Annotated in this window: 12 protein-coding genes and 1 riboswitch; of the genes, 6 read left to right on the plus strand and 6 right to left on the minus strand. The window is 49.2% G+C overall.

All coding sequences use genetic code 11. From position 1 onward, the window contains the following. Positions 1–52 precede the first annotated feature (52 nt). On the minus strand, positions 53–1333 hold the full coding sequence (locus GJB61_RS15155) for a glycoside hydrolase family 125 protein (RefSeq protein WP_154119321.1): 1281 nt from the start codon (positions 1331–1333) through the stop codon (positions 53–55). Beyond that, positions 1330–4119: an alpha-mannosidase gene (locus GJB61_RS15160; RefSeq protein WP_154119322.1), complete on the minus strand. Its 2790-nt coding sequence runs from the start codon at positions 4117–4119 to the stop codon at positions 1330–1332. Before GJB61_RS15160 ends, GJB61_RS15155 begins: the two co-directional genes overlap by 4 nt. A 323-nt stretch (positions 4120–4442) precedes the next feature. Here GJB61_RS15160 and GJB61_RS15165 point away from each other — a divergent pair, with 323 nt between their 5' ends. The 6 genes from GJB61_RS15165 to GJB61_RS15190 all read left to right on the plus strand — a co-directional run bounded on the left by GJB61_RS15165 (position 4443) and on the right by GJB61_RS15190 (position 14495). Continuing rightward, the gene (locus tag GJB61_RS15165) at positions 4443–5399 is read left to right on the plus strand and encodes an ABC transporter permease (RefSeq protein WP_154119323.1); all 957 of its coding nucleotides are present in this window, start codon (positions 4443–4445) and stop codon (positions 5397–5399) included. A gap of 16 nt (positions 5400–5415) precedes the next feature. Beyond that, positions 5416–6327, plus strand: coding sequence for a carbohydrate ABC transporter permease (locus GJB61_RS15170; RefSeq protein ID WP_154119324.1), 912 nt, complete (start codon positions 5416–5418; stop codon positions 6325–6327). A gap of 62 nt (positions 6328–6389) precedes the next feature. Next, positions 6390–8003, plus strand: a complete 1614-nt coding sequence (locus tag GJB61_RS15175; protein ID WP_154119325.1) for an extracellular solute-binding protein — start codon at positions 6390–6392, stop codon at positions 8001–8003. Positions 8004–8042: 39 nt separating this feature from the next. Beyond that, positions 8043–10355 (plus strand): glycoside hydrolase family 3 N-terminal domain-containing protein, encoded by a 2313-nt coding sequence (locus tag GJB61_RS15180; protein WP_154119326.1) that lies wholly within the window; start codon positions 8043–8045, stop codon positions 10353–10355. After that, the gene (locus GJB61_RS15185; protein WP_154119327.1) at positions 10352–13531 is read left to right on the plus strand and encodes an alpha-mannosidase; all 3180 of its coding nucleotides are present in this window, start codon (positions 10352–10354) and stop codon (positions 13529–13531) included. Before GJB61_RS15180 ends, GJB61_RS15185 begins: the two co-directional genes overlap by 4 nt. Beyond that, a complete protein-coding gene (locus tag GJB61_RS15190) occupies positions 13479–14495 on the plus strand; it encodes a glycoside hydrolase family 130 protein (protein ID WP_154119328.1) in 1017 nt (338 codons plus the stop codon). Before GJB61_RS15185 ends, GJB61_RS15190 begins: the two co-directional genes overlap by 53 nt. A 30-nt stretch (positions 14496–14525) precedes the next feature. Here GJB61_RS15190 and GJB61_RS15195 read toward each other — a convergent pair whose 3' ends face one another. The 4 genes from GJB61_RS15195 to gcvT all read right to left on the minus strand — a co-directional run bounded on the left by GJB61_RS15195 (position 14526) and on the right by gcvT (position 20984). Then, positions 14526–16847, minus strand: coding sequence for a helix-turn-helix domain-containing protein (locus GJB61_RS15195; RefSeq protein WP_338115839.1), 2322 nt, complete (start codon positions 16845–16847; stop codon positions 14526–14528). Positions 16848–17052: 205 nt separating this feature from the next. Beyond that, positions 17053–18513 carry an aminomethyl-transferring glycine dehydrogenase subunit GcvPB gene (gcvPB, locus tag GJB61_RS15200; protein WP_154119329.1) on the minus strand — a complete coding sequence of 487 codons (1461 nt, stop codon included), beginning with the start codon at positions 18511–18513 and terminating at the stop codon, positions 17053–17055. Then, positions 18510–19862, minus strand: coding sequence for an aminomethyl-transferring glycine dehydrogenase subunit GcvPA (gene gcvPA / locus GJB61_RS15205; protein WP_154119330.1), 1353 nt, complete (start codon positions 19860–19862; stop codon positions 18510–18512). The genes gcvPB and gcvPA overlap by 4 nt, the downstream gene beginning before the upstream one ends. Continuing rightward, positions 19863–20984, minus strand: coding sequence for a glycine cleavage system aminomethyltransferase GcvT (gene gcvT, locus GJB61_RS15210; protein ID WP_154119331.1), 1122 nt, complete (start codon positions 20982–20984; stop codon positions 19863–19865). A gap of 192 nt (positions 20985–21176) precedes the next feature. Further along, positions 21177–21275, minus strand: a riboswitch (glycine riboswitch). Positions 21276–21328 lie beyond the last annotated feature (53 nt).

Below are 21328 nucleotides of genomic sequence, written 5' to 3' on the forward strand. Positions count from 1 at the left end.
CTAATCTCCATGTCTACTACTGACATGGGCGATTAGCCGCCTTGGTTTCACACTATACTAATTCTTTATCCATTGCCTTACTGACCAATGTGGCGAAGAGACTGTTGGACCAGGCAAACCATTCCCGTGAGAAATCGAAAGGATCGTCCGGGTGAAAACCTTCGTGCATATAACCAGTATCCGCATCCGTATTAATCAGCATATCGATCAGTTTTTGTATTTCCTCATCATTGTCTGCAGTTAGAGCTTGCATGGACAGTGCCATATGCCAGACGTAACCTCCTGGTGTATGCGGACTGCCGATGCCTTGGGCATATTTTCCTTCAAAATAGAAGGGATTGTCAATACTCAGAGCAAATCGGCGTGTGTTTTGGTAGATCGGATCGTCAACACCCACATAACCAATATAAGGGATAGACAGCAGCCCTGGCGTGCCTGCATCGTCAATCAGAGAGTAATTGCCGTAGCCATCTGTCTCATAGGCATATATTTTCCCGTATTTTGGATGATTGACAATGCCGTAAGTACGGATGCCAAAGTCAATTTCCTTGCGTAGCTGAGCTGCTTGAGCCGCTAGTCTTTCGTCTTTGTATATTTCGCTTGCGATCTCCTGAATGTATCCCAAAATAACGACTGCGAACATATTAGAAGGGATGTTATATCCGAATTCGCAGCTATCATCGCTTGGACGAAAGCCGGACCAGCTCATGCCCGTATAATTAACCGGCATGCCGCGCCCGTTATTCTGTAAAGTCTCCGTATCCTTATCCGTTTGGCGGACAAAATGGTATGCTGATTTCTCCATATGCTTTTGCTCGGTTGTGATGACGTTTACGATGGAAGTCAGCGCCTGATAGCAGGCGGCATCGAACATGTCCGTCTGCTCCGCTTCTTTCCAGTACATATAGACAAGCTGTACCACAAAGCAGAGTGAATCAAGCTCATATTTGCGTTCCCACATCCATGGATTCAAGTTGCAGTCGTCAGTGTCTCTGTAATGCTTATCACTTGCAGTTTCGTTAAAAGCATTCGTGTAAGGGTCAATGTTGACATAGAACATCTGCCGGGCAATCAGTCCGCGTAGGATGCGCTGCAGCTCGGGATCATTCTTCGCAAACGGTATATAATGACGGACCTGCTCCGTGGAATCACGCAGCCACATGGCCGGGATATCTCCGGTAAAGACGAAGGTGGTGCCATCATCCAGTAGTTTGGTCGTTGTCTCAAGGGTGTTCGGGAAGCAGTTTTTGAACAGCTTCTGTAGTTTGGGATGATGGGCAAGCCGCTCGTCTGCTTCATTCAGATACTGAGTGATGGATGGTGGCAAGGTCATAATGGAATTCCTCCTGATATCATTTTGATTGATTGTTGAACTGGGCTCAACGCATACGTAATAATCTGAGCTTTACCTACAGTGGTGTGAAGTTTATCTACTTCAGCAAGCTCAATTCGCTGCTGCTGTCGTTCCAAAATGTCGCTTGAATAGAGGCATTCCAGCGGGAAGTTAGTCTCAAGCTTCAATTCCTCGCTCTTATGCGCCAGATTGTACCACCGCAATACGATATCCTCATGCTGCTGCGACATTTTAAATGCGGAGAGGGCCAGGGATTCACCCTGCCATTTCAGCGGCTGATAAGTTGCAGGCAATGAACCGTTGTGCCAGTCCGTCTGAATATTGAACCACGGTGTCTGAAATTGATAGGCCCAGGCAAAGGCTAAGGATTCAATAGCGTCACCTTCATGGGGATAGATTGCAAATTCTACGGTATGTTCTCCCAGACACTGGGCTTCCGGAGTTGGAAACACTCCCCAGTCCCCTAACTCCGATACACTGCGAAGCAGGGTTACGGCGATCGTATTCATTCCGTCGCGAAGTACTTCATATTCATTGAGTCCTTTATTAGCCACAGTCAGACCGTGTTTGCTGTCAGATACACTAACAAATGCATGCTGGTGCTGTGCATTGCTCGGATTGATCCAATCGGGCGCAGGATGAATATCGCGCTCTGTTGCCTCAAACACAGAATCAGCCAGATGGGTTGCGGCCGTAAGACCAGTTGGGAATAGGACGCGAAGACGGTGATCCTTGGCTTGGTTGTTGAAGGTAGCAGACACTTGAATGCCTTTTGCACTTGCCTCCAAGCTCACTCTGGTCACCATTCGCAGCGGTGATTGTTCCGTTGCTCGTGCAGCCTTACGTTTTCGGAAGGAAACCATTTTACGCTTCTCTTCATCGAACGAGGCATCGGCTGCAGCCGGGATTTCCCACTCATGCACGATTTCGTAAGTGATCCGGTAGGGTTCATCCTCGACCCGAGAAATTTGAGCAGGCATGCCGCGGGTAGTCAGCGAAACGTCGTTGTCCGGCTGGCGAAATACATATTCGTTGCCGAGATCGCCGCAGTCCTCGTATACTCCGAGTCCTTCAAAGGTTGTGCCACTGTGCTTGTCCGTCACATTGTAGGAGCCATCTTCATTAATATGAACGGCAATGAAGGCATTGGCCATCCCTGTTTCCGTGACCGTCAGAGAACTCGCGGCAGGCTGCACGGGCAGGCTGGACGAAATTTTCCAGGCGAATGTTTTGAACCCCAGAGCAGGCACTTGCCCTACTTCAAAGGTTAGGCGAATTTTACGCGCCATGTAGGGCTTACGAAATTCATCCTTAGGCAGGTCATATCCGAAATGGCTGCCCAAATCTTCCACTTTCGCGGCAATGATCTGGCCGCTGTCATCTAGGAGTCGGCCTGAATCTAGCTGAAGATCCAGCTGTTCGAGTTGTTCGAATATCGCTGTAGGATTAGGACCTTCCTTGAAATAGCGTTTGGCGGCAATAAGCTCAACGCAGACTACACCGCTGCGCTCCCAGCCGGTCATGTTAAAGATGACCACGGGTATAGCGGTCTCTCCCCAAGCCTTTACAGCAGAAGTTTCGATTTGCCCAGCGACTGCTTTTAAGCTTTCTTCAATAATCGTTTCAGTTACTTGTCTGCTCTTGTCAAAGCGCCCCACCATTTCGCGGTGGACCTCATCCACGCTGCAGCCGCAAATACTGTCATGCGGATGGTTCTGCATGAGTATCTTCCAGGCGTAAGTTAACAGCTGGTGGGGATAGGGCCGGCCGCTGACAAGGTGAGCCAGCGTGGCCAAAGGCTCGGCTCCTTTCTCAAGCAGGGTCTGCCCAAGCTGATTCAACTGCTTAAGGTAGACACGGGCTGAAGCGGTATTGACCAGGGTGCCCCAGCCGTCCGTATGCTGGCTGCGCAATTCACCGTTCACAGTAATCCAATCGGCAGGAACCTTCTGCTTAAGGGCGTCCAAATATTGCTCGAAGTTGGAATGAACAAATTGGACATCCGGGAATAGCAATTTGGCTGTCTCCAGAGCGTCTCCAAGATTTTTTTGGACCGGCTGATGATCACAGCCATTCATGAACAGCAGCTCCGACGTGGACGCATACTTCTCCGCATCACCCAAGCGTTTATTCCAGTAAGTCTTGGCTTCCTCCGGATCTACAGGAACCTCGTTGCCGTTGCTGTACCAGTTGGCCAATAACAGACCGATTACGGTAGACCCATCCGGCGAGGTCCAGAACATTTCAGAATAAGGCGATTCATAGCTAGTACTGGTCGATTCACCGACCATATTGTCAAACCCTGTCGGCTTCACCCCGCGACCAAATACAGCGGTATCAATATCGGCCTGTTTAAGCATCTGGGGCGCCTGTCCCATATTGCCGAAGGAATCAGGGAAATATCCAAGCTTGGAGATCACTCCATAATGGGCAGCATCTTGGTGGCCGATCAGCAGATTGCGAACGTTGGCCTCCGAACTGGTCAGGAATTCGTCTTGCAGCACATACCAAGGGCCAATAATGATGCGCCCTTCGCGGATGAATTTCTCCAGGGTTTCTCTTTTCTCCGGATGAACCTGCAGATAGTCATCAATAATAATAGTCTGTCCGTCCAGATGAAAGGAACGGTAACGTTCATCTTTGTCCAGTGTGTCCAGAAGTTCATTCATTAGCTCAGTTAGCAGAACATGATGATATTCGTAAGGCATATACCATTCCCGATCCCAATGGCTATGGGAAATCAGGTGAGCGGTTTTACCCGTCATCACAAAACCCTCCTTATCGTCAGTGGATTATTTAGTCAAGCGTTCGTAAGAAATATTTGCACAACTCCACTGCGATCACAATATGTAACTTTTGCAGCGGGTGGAGCAGTTCATAATTCACACATTATCGGCAGAAGCACTTCTTGGGGAGGTGACGATAATTGCAGTGAAGAATGCTGTTCTACCGCGACTTTAGCGTGCGTTTATTTGACAGTGCAGATCTTACATATATACGGTGTCAAGTTTAGTTGTCTACACTTTGGGATGTAAGCGTTAGCAAATATCGAATGAAATCACTAATCGAAGGAGAAAGGAGGGGGAGAATGAAGGGGAAGAGACAACTTACTAGAGTATCGGAAAGTCATTCTTCAAATAACAATTCCCTTGGCAAAAGGATTGTACAGAACTGGGAGCTCTACCTGTTCATGGTTCCGGCCATGCTGTACTTTTTCGTATTTCATTACGGACCTATGTACGGCATTCAGATTGCTTTCAAGAACTTTATTCCATCTAAAGGAATCGCAGGCAGTCCATGGGTTGGCTTGGAGCATTTTGAACGATTTTTTAATTCCTATTACTTCTGGGATCTGCTCTGGAATACATTCAGCATCAGCTTCTATGAGCTGGCTATCGGATTTCCTTTGCCGATCATTCTGGCACTGGCCTTTAATGAGGTCCGCAACGGACCCTTCAAAAAGACTGTCCAGACGGTTACTTATGCACCGCATTTCATTTCTGTAGTCGTTATGGCGGGGATGATCATTACCTTTTTATCACCTTCCAGCGGAATGATTGTCCGGGTGATCGAAGGGCTCGGATTGCAGCCTGCAGCTTTTCTTACGGATCCTGCCTGGTTCAAGACAGTCTACGTGTTCTCAGGGGTTTGGCAAAGCACGGGCTGGGGTACCATTATTTATCTTGCGGCTCTATCGGGCGTAGATCCTCAGCTACATGAGGCTGCGATCGTCGATGGAGCAAGCCGCTTCAAACGGGTGTTACATATTAATCTACCGACGATTATACCCACGATTACGATCATGTTGATTCTGAACATGGGTAATATTCTGGGCGTAGGCTTCGAGAAAATTCTGCTTCTGCAGAATTCACTCAATATGGAGGCCTCTGATGTGATATCCACCTATGTGTATCGAGCCGGTCTGGTGAACGCTCAATACAGCTTCTCAACAGCTGTCGGCTTGTTCAACTCAGTCGTAAACGTCATCCTGCTGGTTACTGTGAATAAGATTGCCAAACGCACCAGTGAGAACAGCCTCTGGTAGAAAGGAGTTGAAATCAATGATTACGGCTATGAAAGAATCCAGGGGGGACAAGGTGTTTCTTGTCAGCACCTACATTTACTTGTGCCTAGCACTAACTGTTGTAGTCTACCCGCTCATTTATATTCTCAGCGCATCGATTAGTGATCCACAAGCGGTCAATTCAGGAGCCATGTGGCTGTTTCCCAAGAATGTGACATTGGACGGTTACAAGCTCGTCTTCGAAAATCCTAAGATATGGAATGGATATTTGAACACCATCATTTATACAGTAATCGGAACCTCACTGAATCTTTTTGTTACTTTGCCGGCAGCCTATGCGCTTAGCCGCTCCGATTTTGTCGGTCGTCAATTGTTCATGGGTCTCATTTTATTTACGATGTTCTTTAGCGGTGGCTTGGTGCCCAGCTATCTCTTAATCAAGAACCTGGGCCTTATTAACAGTATGGGTGCACTGATTCTACCTGTTGCCGCTTCCGTCTGGAATATTGTTGTAGCCCGCACCTTTTTTCAATCTACGATTCCAAAGGAACTTCAGGAAGCAGCGCATATGGATGGCTGTACAAATCTCAAGCTGTTCATTCGTATTATTTTACCGTTGTCCGCACCGATCGTTGCCGTTATGGCCCTTTTCTATGGGGTAGGCCACTGGAATAGCTATTTCCCGGCTTTGATCTATTTAAATGATGAGAGCAAGTATCCACTGCAGATGGTATTGCGGCAAATTCTAGTTCTTCAGGAAATGTCGGCAGAAACTACGGGCGCTGCGATCAGCGGAGAGGTAGCTATAGCCATGAACTCCAAGGCTGAAACAGCTTCACTGATTAAATACGGGGTCATTGTGGTATCTACGCTACCGATTGTTGCCGTATATCCCTTCTTGCAACGTTATTTTGTCCAAGGGGTTATGATTGGCTCTGTAAAGGGATAACAAAGTGCTGGATAGTATCGAGGGTATTATACAATTTAATTATCGAAATGGAGGAACTATCAATGCATACAAGAAGTAAACCCTGGAAGCTGATGTTGACTGGAGCCATAAGTTTGACGTTACTGGCCGGCTGCGGTACGTCCAACAATGCAGAGACAAACGGAGCCAGTAGTGGAGATGTCGTCGTAAGCAAGGAAGATTTCCCAATTGTGAGTAAACCCGTGACGCTGTCACTAATGGCTCCTGACGTAGGGATTCAAAACTGGGAGGATATGGCTGTTCTTCAGCAGATGGAAAAGAAGACAGGCATTTCTTTTAAATATCTGAATGTACCTAAAGACAGTTTTGACACTAAGAAGAATTTGGTCTTCGCTAGCGGAGAATACCCGGATGTTTTTTATGCCTCAGGTTTGACTACCGCAGAGCAGATGAACTATGGAGAGCAGGGAATTTTGATTCCACTTGAAGATCTCATTGAAGAATATGCCCCTAATTTCAAGGCTCTAATGGAGGAGAATCCTGATGTCCGCAAATCCATTACCGCACCAGATGGACATATTTATTCCTTGCCTGTAGTGGAATATAGCCAACACTGGTACCGCAACCCGATGTGGTACAACGGGGATTTCCTGAAAGCATTGAAGATAGACAAGCTTCCGGAAACGACTGAGGAATTATATACCTACCTAAAGCGTGTTAAAGAGGAGGACCCGAACGGTAACGGACTCGCGGATGAAATTCCAATCTCCTCTGTTACGGTCACCGCCGCTAACCTTAGAGATATTCGCACCTGGCTTCTTGGAGCCTTCGGCATCTATGATGATGAGATCTATATAGATGATGTGGACAAGGTGCATTATACCGCGATGGAAGAAGGCTATAAGCAATATTTGATCTATATGAACCGTCTGTGGTCCGAGGAGCTGCTTGATCATGAGAGTTTCTCACAGACAGCAGAGCAGAAAAAAGCCAAAGCGCAGAATAATCGGGTGGCCCTTTTCTCGGATTGGCATGCTTATATGACCAAAGGTGGAGAGCCGTCCATGGAAGATCCAATGTTTGCCCCTGTAAAAAGCGATATGGTTGATGCACCCGCAATATCTAAGAATAGAGGAATTACAACTGGAGCATTTGCTATTACAAAAAGCAATAAGCAGCCGGAGGCTTCCATGCGCTGGGTTGACTATTTATATTCCTACGAAGGTGCTCTATTCTTCAATAAGGGCCCTGAAGGAACGCTCTGGGAATATACAGATGAAGCAGCTAGAATCAAGCAATATCTGCCTGTTCCGGGCGGAGTTGAAATGGAAGACTACCGGGCTACACTAACACCTAACTATGGAATCCCTGCACCTACGCTATCCATGGATGATATCAACAAAGGTCTGAAGACAGATTTTGATTTGTGGGTTGAAAAAGAAACGAAAGAGAAACTTCTTGATAAGGGCGCGAGAATTCCTTTTCCAGTCTTGTTTCTTACCGGAGAAGAGCAGACTGAAATCAATAGTTTGAACTCTGACTTAAGCACTTATGTAAAACAAATGGAAGCGAAATTTATTATCGGAGCAGAGCCGATTGCCAACTGGGCCAAATACCTGGAGACGCTCAAGAAAATGGGCGGAGAACGTGTAACTGAAATCTACCAGAATGCTTATGACCGCTGGGAATCCAGCTAACAGTTAACCATATCTATAACATTAGAGAGGTGCTCCTGAATGAATTATAAGAATAAGAATCTGCCTGTACCGGATCGGGTTCATGATCTGTTGCAGCGCATGACTCTGGAAGAGAAGGCTGGACAACTAGTCCAGCCTTTCGGTTGGAAGTGCTTTGAGAAGAGGGCCGATGGAACCGTCGAAATGACGGAAGTGTTCAAGAATCAGATGGCCCGGGGCGGCGTGGGCTCTCTCTACGGCACCTTGCGGGCCGATCCATGGACGGGTGTCACTCTGGAGAGTGGACTGTCGCCCAAAGAAGGGGCTGCAGCCATCAACACCATTCAAGCTTATGCGATGAAGGAGAGCCGGCTAGGCATCCCTATTCTATTTGGTGAGGAGTGCTCACATGGGCATATGGCCATCGGCGCTACCGTATTTCCTGTTCCGCTGGCAGTAGGCAGTACATGGAATCCTGAGCTTTACCGGGAGATGTGCCGCGTGGTCGCACTCGAAACCCGTAGTCAGGGTGGTGCTGCAACGTACTCGCCGGTGTTGGATGTGGTGCGTGATCCCAGGTGGGGGCGGACAGAGGAATCTTTTGGAGAAGATCCGTATCTTATCGCGACGATGGGAGTCGAGGCTGTCAAAGGCCTGCAGGGAGAGAGATTGGATGCAGACGATGTGATCCTGGCCACGCTGAAGCATTTTGCCGCATACGGCAGCTCAGAAGGTGGGCGGAATTCCGCCGCAGTGCACATGGGGCTTAGAGAGCTTCATGAAGTAGATCTTCTTCCCTTCCGTAAAGCGGTTGAGGCTGGGGCACGCTCGATTATGACCGCTTACAATGAAATTGATGGTGTACCCTGTACGACCAATCGTTATTTATTGCAGGAAATCCTCCGGGAACAATGGGGATTTGACGGGTTTGTCATTACGGATTGTGGTGCTTTGGGTATGCTGGTACAGGGGCATAACACAGCAGACAGTGGAGAAGTCGCTGTTGCACAGGCACTCTTGGCGGGAATAGATATGGAGATGTCGGGAGAGATGTTCGAGGAGTTTCTGTCTTCTGCCATAAGGAATGGGCTGCTGCAGGAAGCTGATCTGGACCGCGCTGCTGCCAGAATTCTTGACATGAAATTCACCCTGGGACTGTTCGATCAGCCCTATGTTGATCCTGAACGAGCCCAGCAAGTGATTGGGAAAAAGGAGCACCGCGATCTGGCCAGACAATTGGCTAATGAGAGTATTATCTTGCTTAAGAACTCGGCAGGAACCCTTCCTTTGCCTAAAAATATCGGTTCTATTGCTGTTATTGGTCCTAATGCAGATGCGCCTTACAATCAGTTGGGAGACTACACCTCCCCTCAGCCCAAAGGGGCAATTGTAACGGTGTTGGATGGCATTCGTACCGCCCTTGGCGGAGATGCAGACAAAGTGCTGTATGCACCGGGTTGCCGAATTAAAGGAGACTCGAAAGAAGGTTTCCCTTATGCTCTGGATTGTGCCGCTCGAGCGGATGCCGTTGTTATGGTGATTGGAGGCTCGAGTGCACGTGATTTTGGCGAAGGGTCTATAGATTTGCTGACTGGGGCATCCGTTGTCACTGACCACCCATGGAGTGATATGGAGTGCGGAGAGGGGATTGACCGATCCACCTTGAACCTTCTGGGTGCGCAGTTGGAGCTCGTTCAGGAAATCTGCAAGCTGGGTAAACAGGTGATTGTGGTCTACATCAATGGGCGCCCAATTGCGGAGCCTTGGATCACACAGCACGTAGATGCGATTCTGGAAGCCTGGTATCCGGGACAGGCAGGAGGACAAGCGGTAGCGGATATCCTGTTTGGTGAAGTGAATCCTTCCGGGCGGCTGACGATCAGCATTCCGAAGCATGTAGGACAGCTTCCGGTTTATTACTATAAGCGGCGGACTAGAGGCAAACGATATTTGGAAACAGATTTCAATGCTGAATATCCATTTGGTTTTGGGCTCAGCTATAGCGAATTTAATTATAGCAATTTGCAGGTAGAACCGAAAATTATCGATGCAGACGGGGAAGCGCTTGTTTCGGTCGATGTGACCAATTCAAGCGGAGTACCTGGAGCTGAGGTTGTCCAAATGTACATTTCGGATTTGGCGGCGTCACTCACCCGGCCTGAGAAATCACTGAAGGGTTTCCGTAAAATCAGCCTCCAACCGGGAGAGACGAAAAAGGTCTCTTTCAGCGTAGGAAGAGAGCAGCTTGAATTCGTCTCCTTGGATCTTTCACGGATCGTTGAAGATGGTGATTTCACAATTATGGTTGGACCTCATTCCGAAGAATATTTGACAGCACCTCTGTGTGTTAAGACCGGAAAGGATTCGGAATGAAGCGTATAAACCGCTTTATAGATTGGCTAGCGCAGGGGCAGTGGACACAGTATATAGAAATCGGGGAATGGTCACTTCGCAAGTCCCGTTATATGGTTCCAGGACTATACGAGCATGAAACCGAAAAGTGGCAGAGCCAGAAAGTGGCCCACTTGGATGGAGGTCATGGAACGACATATTTTCTGCATCAAGATATTTCAATTCCAGCGGAATGGTCTGGGGAGGAGGCTGCACTGCTGTATAAGGGCGGTGGAGAGGGCCTTCTCCGAATTGACGGCGAAGCATACCACGGGCTGGATAAGAATCACTGGTTCATCTCTTTGCCTGTGGGTGCCCCCGGCAAGGTGCTTGCCCTGGATATCGAGCTGTATGATCCAATACCTGAGCCTGAGGATGCGCTCAATCATCAGGCGACAATCAACCCTCCCATGGCGGGTGTGTCCATCTCGCTGGTGCGCGTGAACCTTCCGGTATACAGCTTGCTGCATACGGTAAAGGTGGTGCTTGAAGCAGCCGTCCTTCTCCCTGAGGGAGATATGCGTCGGATTCGTATCATGCAGGCGCTTAACCATGCCATGGATTCGTTATACACGGAATCGGAAGGACTGGCTCAGAGCAATAAAGTCACTGAGGTGGAAAGCCGGTTGCGGGAGGCCGTGTCTTCGCACAGGCTGCCTGCGCAGCTTGATGGAACGATGCATATGGTGGGACAGTCGCATATTGACATCGCCTGGCTGTGGCCGGTAAGGGAAACCGTACGCAAAGTAAGCCGAACCTTCTCTACTATATGTGCATTGATGGACAAGTATCCGGATTTTCGCTATTCCCAAAGCCAGCCTCAGCTTTATGCCTTTGCCAAAGAGCATTACCCTGAGCTATATCAACGCATTAAGGCGAAGGTGGCTGAAGGAAGATGGGAACTGGTCGGGGGAATGTGGGTGGAGCCTGATCTGAATATTCCGGGCGGTGAATCGCTGGTGAGGCAGATGTTGTACGGACAAGGCTTCTACCAAAAAGAATTTGGCAAAATGTCCACGATTGAGTGGCTGCCGGATACATTTGGCTATTGCGCCTCCCTTCCCCAACTGCTGAAGCAGGCGGGAGTTGATTATTTCATGACGACTAAGCTGGGCTGGAATGATACGAATACGTTCCCGCACACGCTGTTTCACTGGGTAGGCATTGATGGAACATCAATCGTAGCCTATCAGAATCATGGGGTGAATGAGCATACACATCCGAAGGATGTTCATGAACACTGGCAGTCCTACGGTAATAAAGATCAGCATGATGAGCTGATGCTGCTGTACGGTCATGGCGATGGTGGCGGAGGCGTAACGCATGAGATGCTGGAGTATATCGGGCGAACAGAGCTTATGGTGGGACAGCCTGTAAGCAAGTATTCTACAGCAGAGGCCTTTTTCTCAGAAATCGGCAAGCGGCAGCCGGAGCTTCCCATGTGGCATGGCGATCTTTACCTAGAGCTTCATCGAGGAACGTTCACGACACATGCCTACAATAAGCGCAATAACCGCAAAGCTGAAATATTGTACCGAAGTGCCGAGATCTGGAGCCAGTTGGCTGATCCTGAAGGCGGCACCGAACAGACAGAGCCGGCGCTGCAGGAGGGCTGGAAGCTGATCCTGCTCAATCAGTTCCACGACATTATTCCGGGGACCTCGATACCTGAAGTGTACGAAACCTCAAAGGCACAATATCTAGAAGTTTTCAAACAAGGCCATCAAGTGCTGAATACCTCCATGAATGCATTGGCCACACAGATGAATACCACTGGAAAAGGTCAGCCGTATGTAGTGTTTAATAGCTTTGGCTGGGAGCGTGAGGGTGTTGTGCATGTTAAGGGAGACAGCAGTCTTGCTTCAGTACAAGCCTTCGATGATGAGGGTCCGCTGGACAGTGATGTCTGGATTCCCGATGAAGCAGGAGTGCAGTACGACTTAGCCGTTCATGTCTCGGGCATTCCGGCATTTGGCTGCCGCGTATTCTGGCTGCGTAACGGACCGGGGAACACAGGTAGAGTGGAGCCTAGAGCAGAGGCGTTTCCGGATAGTTGGGAGACGCCTCACTATATCCTCGATTTTAATGGAAATGGTGAAATCATTCGCTGGTTTGATAAAGAAGCTGAGCATGAGCTGCTTCAGGCGGGGCAGATCGCCAATAAGCTACAATTTTTCCATGATACTCCGACCTTGTGGGATGCGTGGGATCTGGACCCCCGTTTTGAACAGCAGCCAGCAGGAGAGGCGAAGCTGCTGGATAAGGAAATTCTCGTAAATGGACAGGTTCTAGTAATCCTGAAATTCCGTTGGCAGCTTAACGATTCTGTCATTGAACAGAAGGTGATTCTCTCCAAATTTAGCCGCCGAGTCGATTTTCAGACAAAAGTGGTTTGGAAGGAAGAACACAAGTTGCTCAAAGTTGCTTTTCCAGTAAATGTGCTGGCGACTAAGGCGACTTATGAGATTCCCTTTGGAGCGCTGGAGAGACCTACGCACAGGAACACTAGCTGGGAGCAGGCACAGTTTGAAGTGTGTGGGCACCGGTGGGCTGACCTGTCGGAGGATGGCTATGGCGTGAGCCTCTTAAACGATTGTAAATATGGATACGATATCCATAATGGGATTATGCGTCTTTCATTGCTGCGTTCCCCCTCTTGGCCGGACAAAGAGGCAGATCGCGGCGAGCATCTGTTTACTTATTCCTTGTACCCGCATGCCGAAGATTGGCGCAAGGCGCATGTGGTCAGGGAAGCTGCAGATCTGAATGAACCACTGCAGGCCTGTTATGAGGAATCACATCCAGGGATTCATCCGAGTACTTACGCTTGGCTAGGCTTTCAGAGCGAGCATGTTGTGCTGGATACGATTAAAGGCGCTGAGGATGGTAGCGGGACAATTGTCAGACTATACGAATCTGCGGGCGGAAGGGGCACGGTTACACTGGATTGGAAGATAGCAGATATCCGTGTCAGCTCGGTGAATTTGCTGGAGGCAGAGAATGGACGGCTGGAAACTACCAACGGAGCGATTACACTGTCCTTTAAGCCCTACGAGATCAAGACGATCAAAATTAACCATAAATATTATTCTCAGGAGGTAACTCATGAAGATCACAAGACATCCGAACAATCCGATTGTAGTTCCAGGAGGTTATGAGTGGCGGAAAGTCACGGTGTTCAACCCTGCGGTTATTATAGATAACGATAAGTTCTATATGATTGAGCGCACGGCAGGTTCGCTAACCCCGTGCAAGAATGTTCTAGGCCTGCTGGAAAGTGAGGACGGTGTGAATTTCACACATGTTCAAAGCGAACCGATTGTGACCCCAGATATGCTGGGTTTCCCTTATGGAAGCGTACAGGACCCCCGAATTGTAAAAATTGAGGGTACATATTACTTGAACTATGCCCTACGGCCGTGTGCCATGAACTACTATCCTACAGGAGCCGGAGTGCCAGAGCGTTCAATTCCGAAGTATCCGGATGGCTGGGGCGAAGAGGAAGGGCATTGGCTGACCCGCTCTTCCATTCTGAAGTCGGACAACCTGATAGATTGGGAGTTCGTAGCGGATACGACACCACTGGATATCAATGACCGGGACAACATCTTGTTCCCAGAGAAGATTAATGGCAAGTATGTGCTGCTGCGTCGTCCAGAGGAATATGTGGGAGAAGTTTACGGAACGGAAACGGCGGCGATGTGGATTACCTACTCTGAGGACCTCATTCATTGGGAGGAGCCGAAACTTCTAGCCAAGGCAGAAAATTCCACCTGGGAATCGAGGAAGATCGGGGGCTCAACGCCGCCGGTACGCACGGATAAGGGCTGGTTAGTGCTCTACCACGGCGTCGATGAGAACATCATATACCGCGTAGGAGCAATGCTGTTGGATCTGGACAACCCGGAAAAGGTTATCGCCCGAACGAACAACTTCATTATGGAACCGGAAACGTATTATGAGAAGTTTGGTTACCAAATTCCTAATGTGGTGTTCCCAACTGGAAATGTGGTCAAGGACGGACTGCTCTACATCTATTACGGGGTTACCGATACTGCCATCGCGCTTGCTACCGTTCCCTTGGATCAACTGGTAGAGCATATATTGAATGAGCTATCCTAAGGCTGGATTCATCAATTTATTTCATTCACACTACTTCTTCAAAGCCTTTGTAGCATGCAGCTTGCGGTATTGCCCCGGAGTATATCCGGTTTCCTTCTTGAATTTACGGATGAAATTGGGTGCATCCAGATAGCCGACCTGTTCAATGATTTCCTTAAGGGGGGCGCTGGTGCTCTCAAGCAGCCGGATGACTTCATCCACACGTCGTAGCCAGATGTACTGCGAGAAATTGTAGCTGGTTTTTTCTTTGAAGCTGCGGCTTAGGTAAGAGGTAGAGATGGAATACTTCAGCGCTACGTGCTCGAGGCTAAGTGTATAATCGGCGAACTGTTGATTCACATAAATAACAATATCATCGATTAATGTGGATTGATTAGTCTCTTGGTTCCGTTCCACTTGCTGGCAAATTTCTGTCGCTAGGAACAACAGCTTATCCTCCAGTTCTTCCAGCGTCTCAAAGGATGTGTAGGCGGAAATATTTGCGAATACTCGATTCATTCCGAGCTCGGAGGCAGTTCGCAGGAGAGAGTTCAACAGGTCAAAACAAATGCAGCGTAGTAGCTGTAATGGCAGTGGTTCCTCCTTAATGGTATTCATGTTATGTGTAATCATCTGGATGGTTACCGATTCATTGCCTTGTTTGAGACTCTGCTCCAGTTTTAGCATCGACTTCTTGGGAATCCAGAAACCTTCCGCATCAGGAGAAGTAAGCTCTGTCAAAAGTTCAAAATAGGTAACGTGGTTGCTGCCGATCATACGATGCTCCAAGGCTGTAGCCGCTTCGATAAAGGACTGGTTCAATTGTGCCAGATCCGGATACACGTTTCCTACTCCGATACTTGGGATCTGTTGGGAATGATTAATAATCATAGCTTTAATAGCATCGATGATTTCTTCTATCCTATTCTTCACCGATCCACTGCCTTCAGCAGGAAATGAAATGATCAGCGCGAATTGAGCTTCTGCGGAGAACTCGACACCGGAGATGTGTACTCCCCATTCAGGGAATTCCACTTTGCTGAGTAGCTCCAGCAAATGAGGTCGTTCATTGGACGACTTCTCATCTTCAACCGCATCTTCCCAGGATAGAATGACTGAGAAATACAGTCCTCGTCCAGAAGGGAACTCAAGTCCTGCGTTAGCAATCATCTGCGCAATTTCAGGATCATCAGGTTTGCCGTGCTTCAGCAGAAGCAGCATGCACTGGTTGCGGACGAAAGGCTCTTGCATGTCGATTCTGGTGCTGTAATCGTGAATGGTTTGCCGGATCCATTCCCATTCATTGTGTGTTTTGAAGGGTTCAGCACTGCTGTTTCTCAGCTTGGTAAATTCCATCAGATCCTTAATCGGATGATACTGACGTTTGGCAAGTAGAAAGGCTGCGAGGACTCCGGTGATGACGACTACACTGAACACCAGTAGGATTAAAGTCTGGACTTGGGCAACGCGGCTGAAAAATTGATGGCTCGGCATGGTGGTCATATAGGTCCAGTCATTCTGCTCGGATTTGACGGAAACAACAGAATGCTGTTCACCATTAAGAATCAAGTTGTGAATCCCTGGCTCAAGGACAGATAAGGTGCTCAGATCTTCCTTCGGCAGGGCTAGTCCGTGATTGTTAGCGGTGAGCACTTCGCCGCTCTGGCTAAAAATATAGCTGCTGCCAGTGAAGTCACTGAGGATGGAGTCCATAACACCAGTGAGTTTGGATTCTTTCATTAAATAAACAACCGTTCCATAAGGAAAGGGATCATTGGGTTTAATGGGTACGAGTAGAGTCAGCATAGAGTCCTTGCGGGAGTAGACTGTAACATTCTCAGCAGGGCGCATCAACGGCTGTTTCGTTTCATTAAGTGCCCGGATCAAATCCTCCCGCTTCCAATGCTCAAACTGATAGAGGGTGTCGAAGACTACATTTAAATTCGTCAAGCCGCGGTAGGAATAAATGATAGAGTCGTTGTGGAAATACAGGAACAAGTCTTCTATTATACTGTTGTTAGCTTTATAGTTGGCTAAAGCCTGAATGGCCTCGAGGCTATAGTAAGGGTGCCGGACCATGTAAGGAGTTAGATACTTGTCATAAGCGATTCTGCCGGATATCTCCTGTAGTTCAGTCATGCGGGCGTCAATCGTAAATTTAACTTGATTCAATTGATTGATATTGGATTGTTCGATTTCGAAACGAAGGCCTTTAACAGCGCTCTCATAAACGAATATGGTTACACCAGTCAGTGGGATTAGGAAAATGAGGATATATGAAAGGGCATATTTCAGGAGCAATTTGGATTTAAAATGATTCCAATTCATTTGAAATTTGGATACTATGGATGACTTGATAGTCCGCTTTGTCAACGATGTAGTCCCTCCAGTGCAATAGTGTATCTACTCATTAAACATTATAACATTATAATTATTTGAATTGGAACGATGTTAATTTTATTCCCATGGAATGATTCAAAGCTGACATGATTTAGAAAAAAAGCGGCCCATCCTCCAAGTCTACTAAAGACTTGGAGGATGGGCCGCTGGTGTACTGTTTATTCGTCAGTATAGCTGCTCAACCGCAAGAACAATTCAGCACCGGCTTACGCGCTGCCTGCGTCTCATCCAAACGGCTGATCTCCGTGGTATGAGGCGCGTTGATGACGATCTCCGGCGTTTCCTGGGCTTCCTTGACGATCTGAATCATCGTATCGATGAAGCCATCGAGTGTTTCTTTGCTTTCCGTTTCGGTTGGCTCAATCATCATGCATTCCTCCACCGTAATCGGGAAATAGATGGTTGGCGGGTGGTAGCCGAAGTCGAGCAGCCGTTTAGCAACATCTAATGTGCGCACGCCGTATTGCTTGAGGTTTCTGCCAGACATGACGAATTCATGCTTGCAGATGCCTGGAAAGGGAATTTCAAAATAGGGCGCCAAACGGTGCATCATATAGTTGGCGTTCAGTACAGCATTTTCGGATACCTCACGCAGACCATCCGGACCGTAGGTGCGGATGTAGGCATACGCCCGAACTAGAATGCCGAAGTTGCCATAGAAAGCTTTAACACGGCCGATGGACTGCGGGCCGCCAAAGTCGAGTGTGAAGCTGCCATCTTCTTTTTTCGCTACTGTTGGCTGTGGCAGGAAAGGAATGAGTCTAGCCTTCACGCCAACAGGTCCGGCTCCTGGACCCCCGCCGCCATGCGGGGTGCTCATTGTCTTGTGCAGATTCAAATGCACCACGTCAAAGCCCATATCGCCGGGGCGGGTAATGCCCATAATGGCATTTGAGTTGGCTCCGTCGTAATAGAGCAAGCCGCCTGCTTCGTGCACGATCGTAGCAATCTCGACGATTTGCGTCTCGAATAATCCTAATGTACTGGGGTTGGTCAGCATCAGTGCAGCGGTGTCGCTGCCGACGGCGGCTCTGAGGGCCACAAGATCGACCATTCCCTTATCATTGGAAGGAATCGTTACCGTATCCAGTCCGGCAGCAGAGGCGCTGGCTGGGTTGGTACCGTGCGAGGAATCGGGCACGATAACCTTGGTGCGGGTCTCGCCACGGCTCTCGTGATAGGCGCGGATCATCATCAGGCCGGTCCATTCCCCGTGAGCGCCTGCGGCAGGCTGCAGGGAGACGGCATCCATGCCGGTCAGCGCGGTGAGATCTTTTTGCAGAGTATACATAAGTTCAAGTGCACCCTGAATACTTTCTTCCGGCTGGTAAGGGTGGATCTTGGCTAAGCCTGGGAAACGGGCAACATCTTCATTGATCTTCGGATTGTATTTCATCGTACAAGAACCGAGCGGATAGAAGCCGTTGTCGACCCCGAAGTTACGGCGGGAAAGAGCAGTGTAGTGGCGGATGACATCCACTTCGGACACTTCCGGCAGGACTACCGGCTGGCTGCGCAGCAGCCCTTCAGGAATCATGGAGGATATACTCTGTTCCTCAGGCACATCACATAGAGGCAAGGAATAGGCCGAGCGGCCCGGGCGACTTAATTCAAAGATCAGACTTTGTTCCGGTTTCATACACAGCCCTCCAGTACACTAGCGAATTGGTCGATTTCAGTCTTGCTTCTTTTTTCCGTGACGGCAATCAGCATATGTCCAGCAAGCTCAGGATAATCGAGGCCCAGATCATAGCCTCCAATATAACCTTCCTTAATCAGCTTGGAATTGATAGCTTTGACATTGCTTCCTTCAGGAAGCTTCAAGACGAATTCATTAAAGAAAGGAGCGGAGAAGGTTAGCGTAGCACCAGTTAGTTCGCCGAGCTTGCCGGCGGCATAATGGCTTTTGCGAATGTTCAGCTCGCCCACCTCACGCATGCCTTCCTTGCCCATCACGGACAAGTAAACTGAAGCGCAAAGTGCCAGCAGTGCCTGATTCGAGCAGATGTTCGATGTCGCTTTCTCGCGGCGGATATGCTGCTCACGCGCTTGCAGGGTAAGTACGAAACCACGTTTACCGTTACGGTCAACGGTCTGGCCCACGATCCGGCCCGGCATACGGCGCATCAGCGGCTCAGCTACGGCGAAGAAGCCGCAGGTTGGACCGCCAAGCGAAGCCGGAATGCCAAGCGGCTGGGCATCGCCGACTACGATGTCGGCGCCAAGCTTGCCTGGAGTTTCCAGCACGCCAAGCGCAATCGGGTTGGCACTGACGACGAGCAGGCCTTTAACAGCGTGGATCAGCGGCTCGACTGCGCGAAGATCCTCGATGCCGCCGAAGAAGTTCGGCGATTGCACCAGTACGGCGGCGGTATCGCCATCGATGGCGGCAGCCAGCTTAGCCAGATCGGTCACGCCATCTTTATAATCAATTTCCACAACCTCAAGACCCCAAGCATTGGCCGAAGTGCGCAGCACTTGGCGAGCTTCGGGATGAACGGTGCGGGAAACAATCAGTTTTTTACGTTTTGTCGCACCAGCCGCGAGGACCGCAGCTTCGGAGAAGGCGGTAGCGCCATCATACATACTGGCATTGGCTACTTTCATACCCGTTAACTCGCAAATATAGGATTGGAATTCAAAGATCGCCTGCAGCTCACCCTGGCTAATCTCCGGCTGGTAAGGCGTATAAGCGGTATAGAATTCGGAGCGGGAAATGACATGGTTGATCACAACCGGGATATGATGATCATAAAGTCCGGCTCCGAGGAAGCTGGCATGGGTATCAAAGTCGGCATTCTGGTCAGCCAAAGCTTTCATATGGCGCAGCAGTGCGTACTCGTCCAGCGGTTCTGACATCGCCATCGTTCCCTTGTAGCGAACGGCCTCTGGAATATCGGAGAACAGCTCATCGATGGACTGAATCCCGACAACTTCCATCATTTCGCTGCGGTCTTGCTCGGTCATAGGCAGATAACGGTGCTTCATTTATGGGTTCACTCCTTGACTTTTTTTGTAAAAAGGGGCCTTGATCACAACAGCCTTAAGCTGCTTGCCGCGGATCTCTACAAGAATTTCTGTGCCTATCTCAGTGTAGGCGGCATCCAGCAGTGCCAATCCAAGATTACGTTTCAACGTAGGGGATTGAGTTCCGGTTGTGACTTCACCGATCTTCACGCCATCAGCGTACACGGGATAGTGCGAACGCGCGATACCGCGGTCAATCATCTCCAGACCGACGAGGCGGCGGGGAAGACCTGCTGCTTTTTGCTGCAATAGAGCCTCGCGGCCGATGAAGTCCACTTTATCCAGCTTCACAAAAAACTGCACTCCTGCTTCAAGTGGCGTAATGTCAGCTGAAAGCTCCTGACCGTAGAGCGGCAGCTTCGCTTCAAAGCGCAGCGTGTCGCGGGCGCCAAGACCTGTCGGCGTTAAGCCGTGTGGAGCACCGGCTGTCAGCAGGCCATTCCATAGGGTTGCTGCAGTATTAAGTGGTGCGTAAAGCTCAAAACCGTCTTCACCGGTATAGCCGGTACGGGACAGTAGTACTTCAACGCCACAGACTGTAGCATGTTCGATAAAATGAAAGGGCTTCAGCTCACCGAGCGGAGCGTCGGTAACCGTAGCGAGAATCTTCTCCGCGAGCGGACCCTGCAGCGCCAGCAGCAGCGTATCGTCAGAGACATTGATAAGCGTGACGTCACCGAAGTCAGGGGTTAGATGTTCTTGCAGCCATTGAAAGTCCTTGTCAATATTCGAGGCATTTACCACCAGCATATAACGGCCTTCAGCGAGGCGGTATACCAGCAAATCGTCTACTACGCCACCTGTCGGATAGCAGAGCAGCGTATATTGCGCCCCGCCGTCTTGGAGGCGGCTGACATCATTGGTTGTCATTTTTTGCAAAAAAGCCTCTGCGTCACTGCCTGTTACCATGAACTCACCCATATGTGATACATCGAACAGCCCAGCCTGCTGGCGGACCGCATCATGCTCCTTCACGATACCTGTAAACTGAACGGGCAGTTCCCAGCCGCCGAAATCAATACACCTGGACTCGGGAAACTGCGCGTAGAGATCATAAAAAGGCGTTCTTTTCAAAGCATCCATGTTGTCACTCCCCTTGGTTGATTACAGACAAAAAAGGACAGGCGGAAGACAAATATGCTAACGCATATTTTAATCTTCCGCTCTGTCCTTTGTACCTGAGAGTTACCCTGCCGCAAGCCATAACCCAGGCAGGTTTCCCCGTTGGTGACCAGAACGCTGCTGTATAGCAGCACCTGATGCTCTCCAGAGATGCGTCCGGCAAAGGTCCTTTTGCCTGAGAGATTCACCCGTATCAGGCTTACTCCTTCGGCGCTGTCTTCTTGTTGAGACAGTCTCTCCCTATGCCATCATTCGCAAACCGTATAATTTTCTACTGTCTCCATTAAACTTGGTATATAGTACCG

Source organism: Paenibacillus monticola, assembly GCF_009664975.1.
In the GTDB taxonomy this organism is placed as follows: Bacteria; Bacillota; Bacilli; order Paenibacillales; family Paenibacillaceae; genus Paenibacillus_AQ; species Paenibacillus_AQ monticola.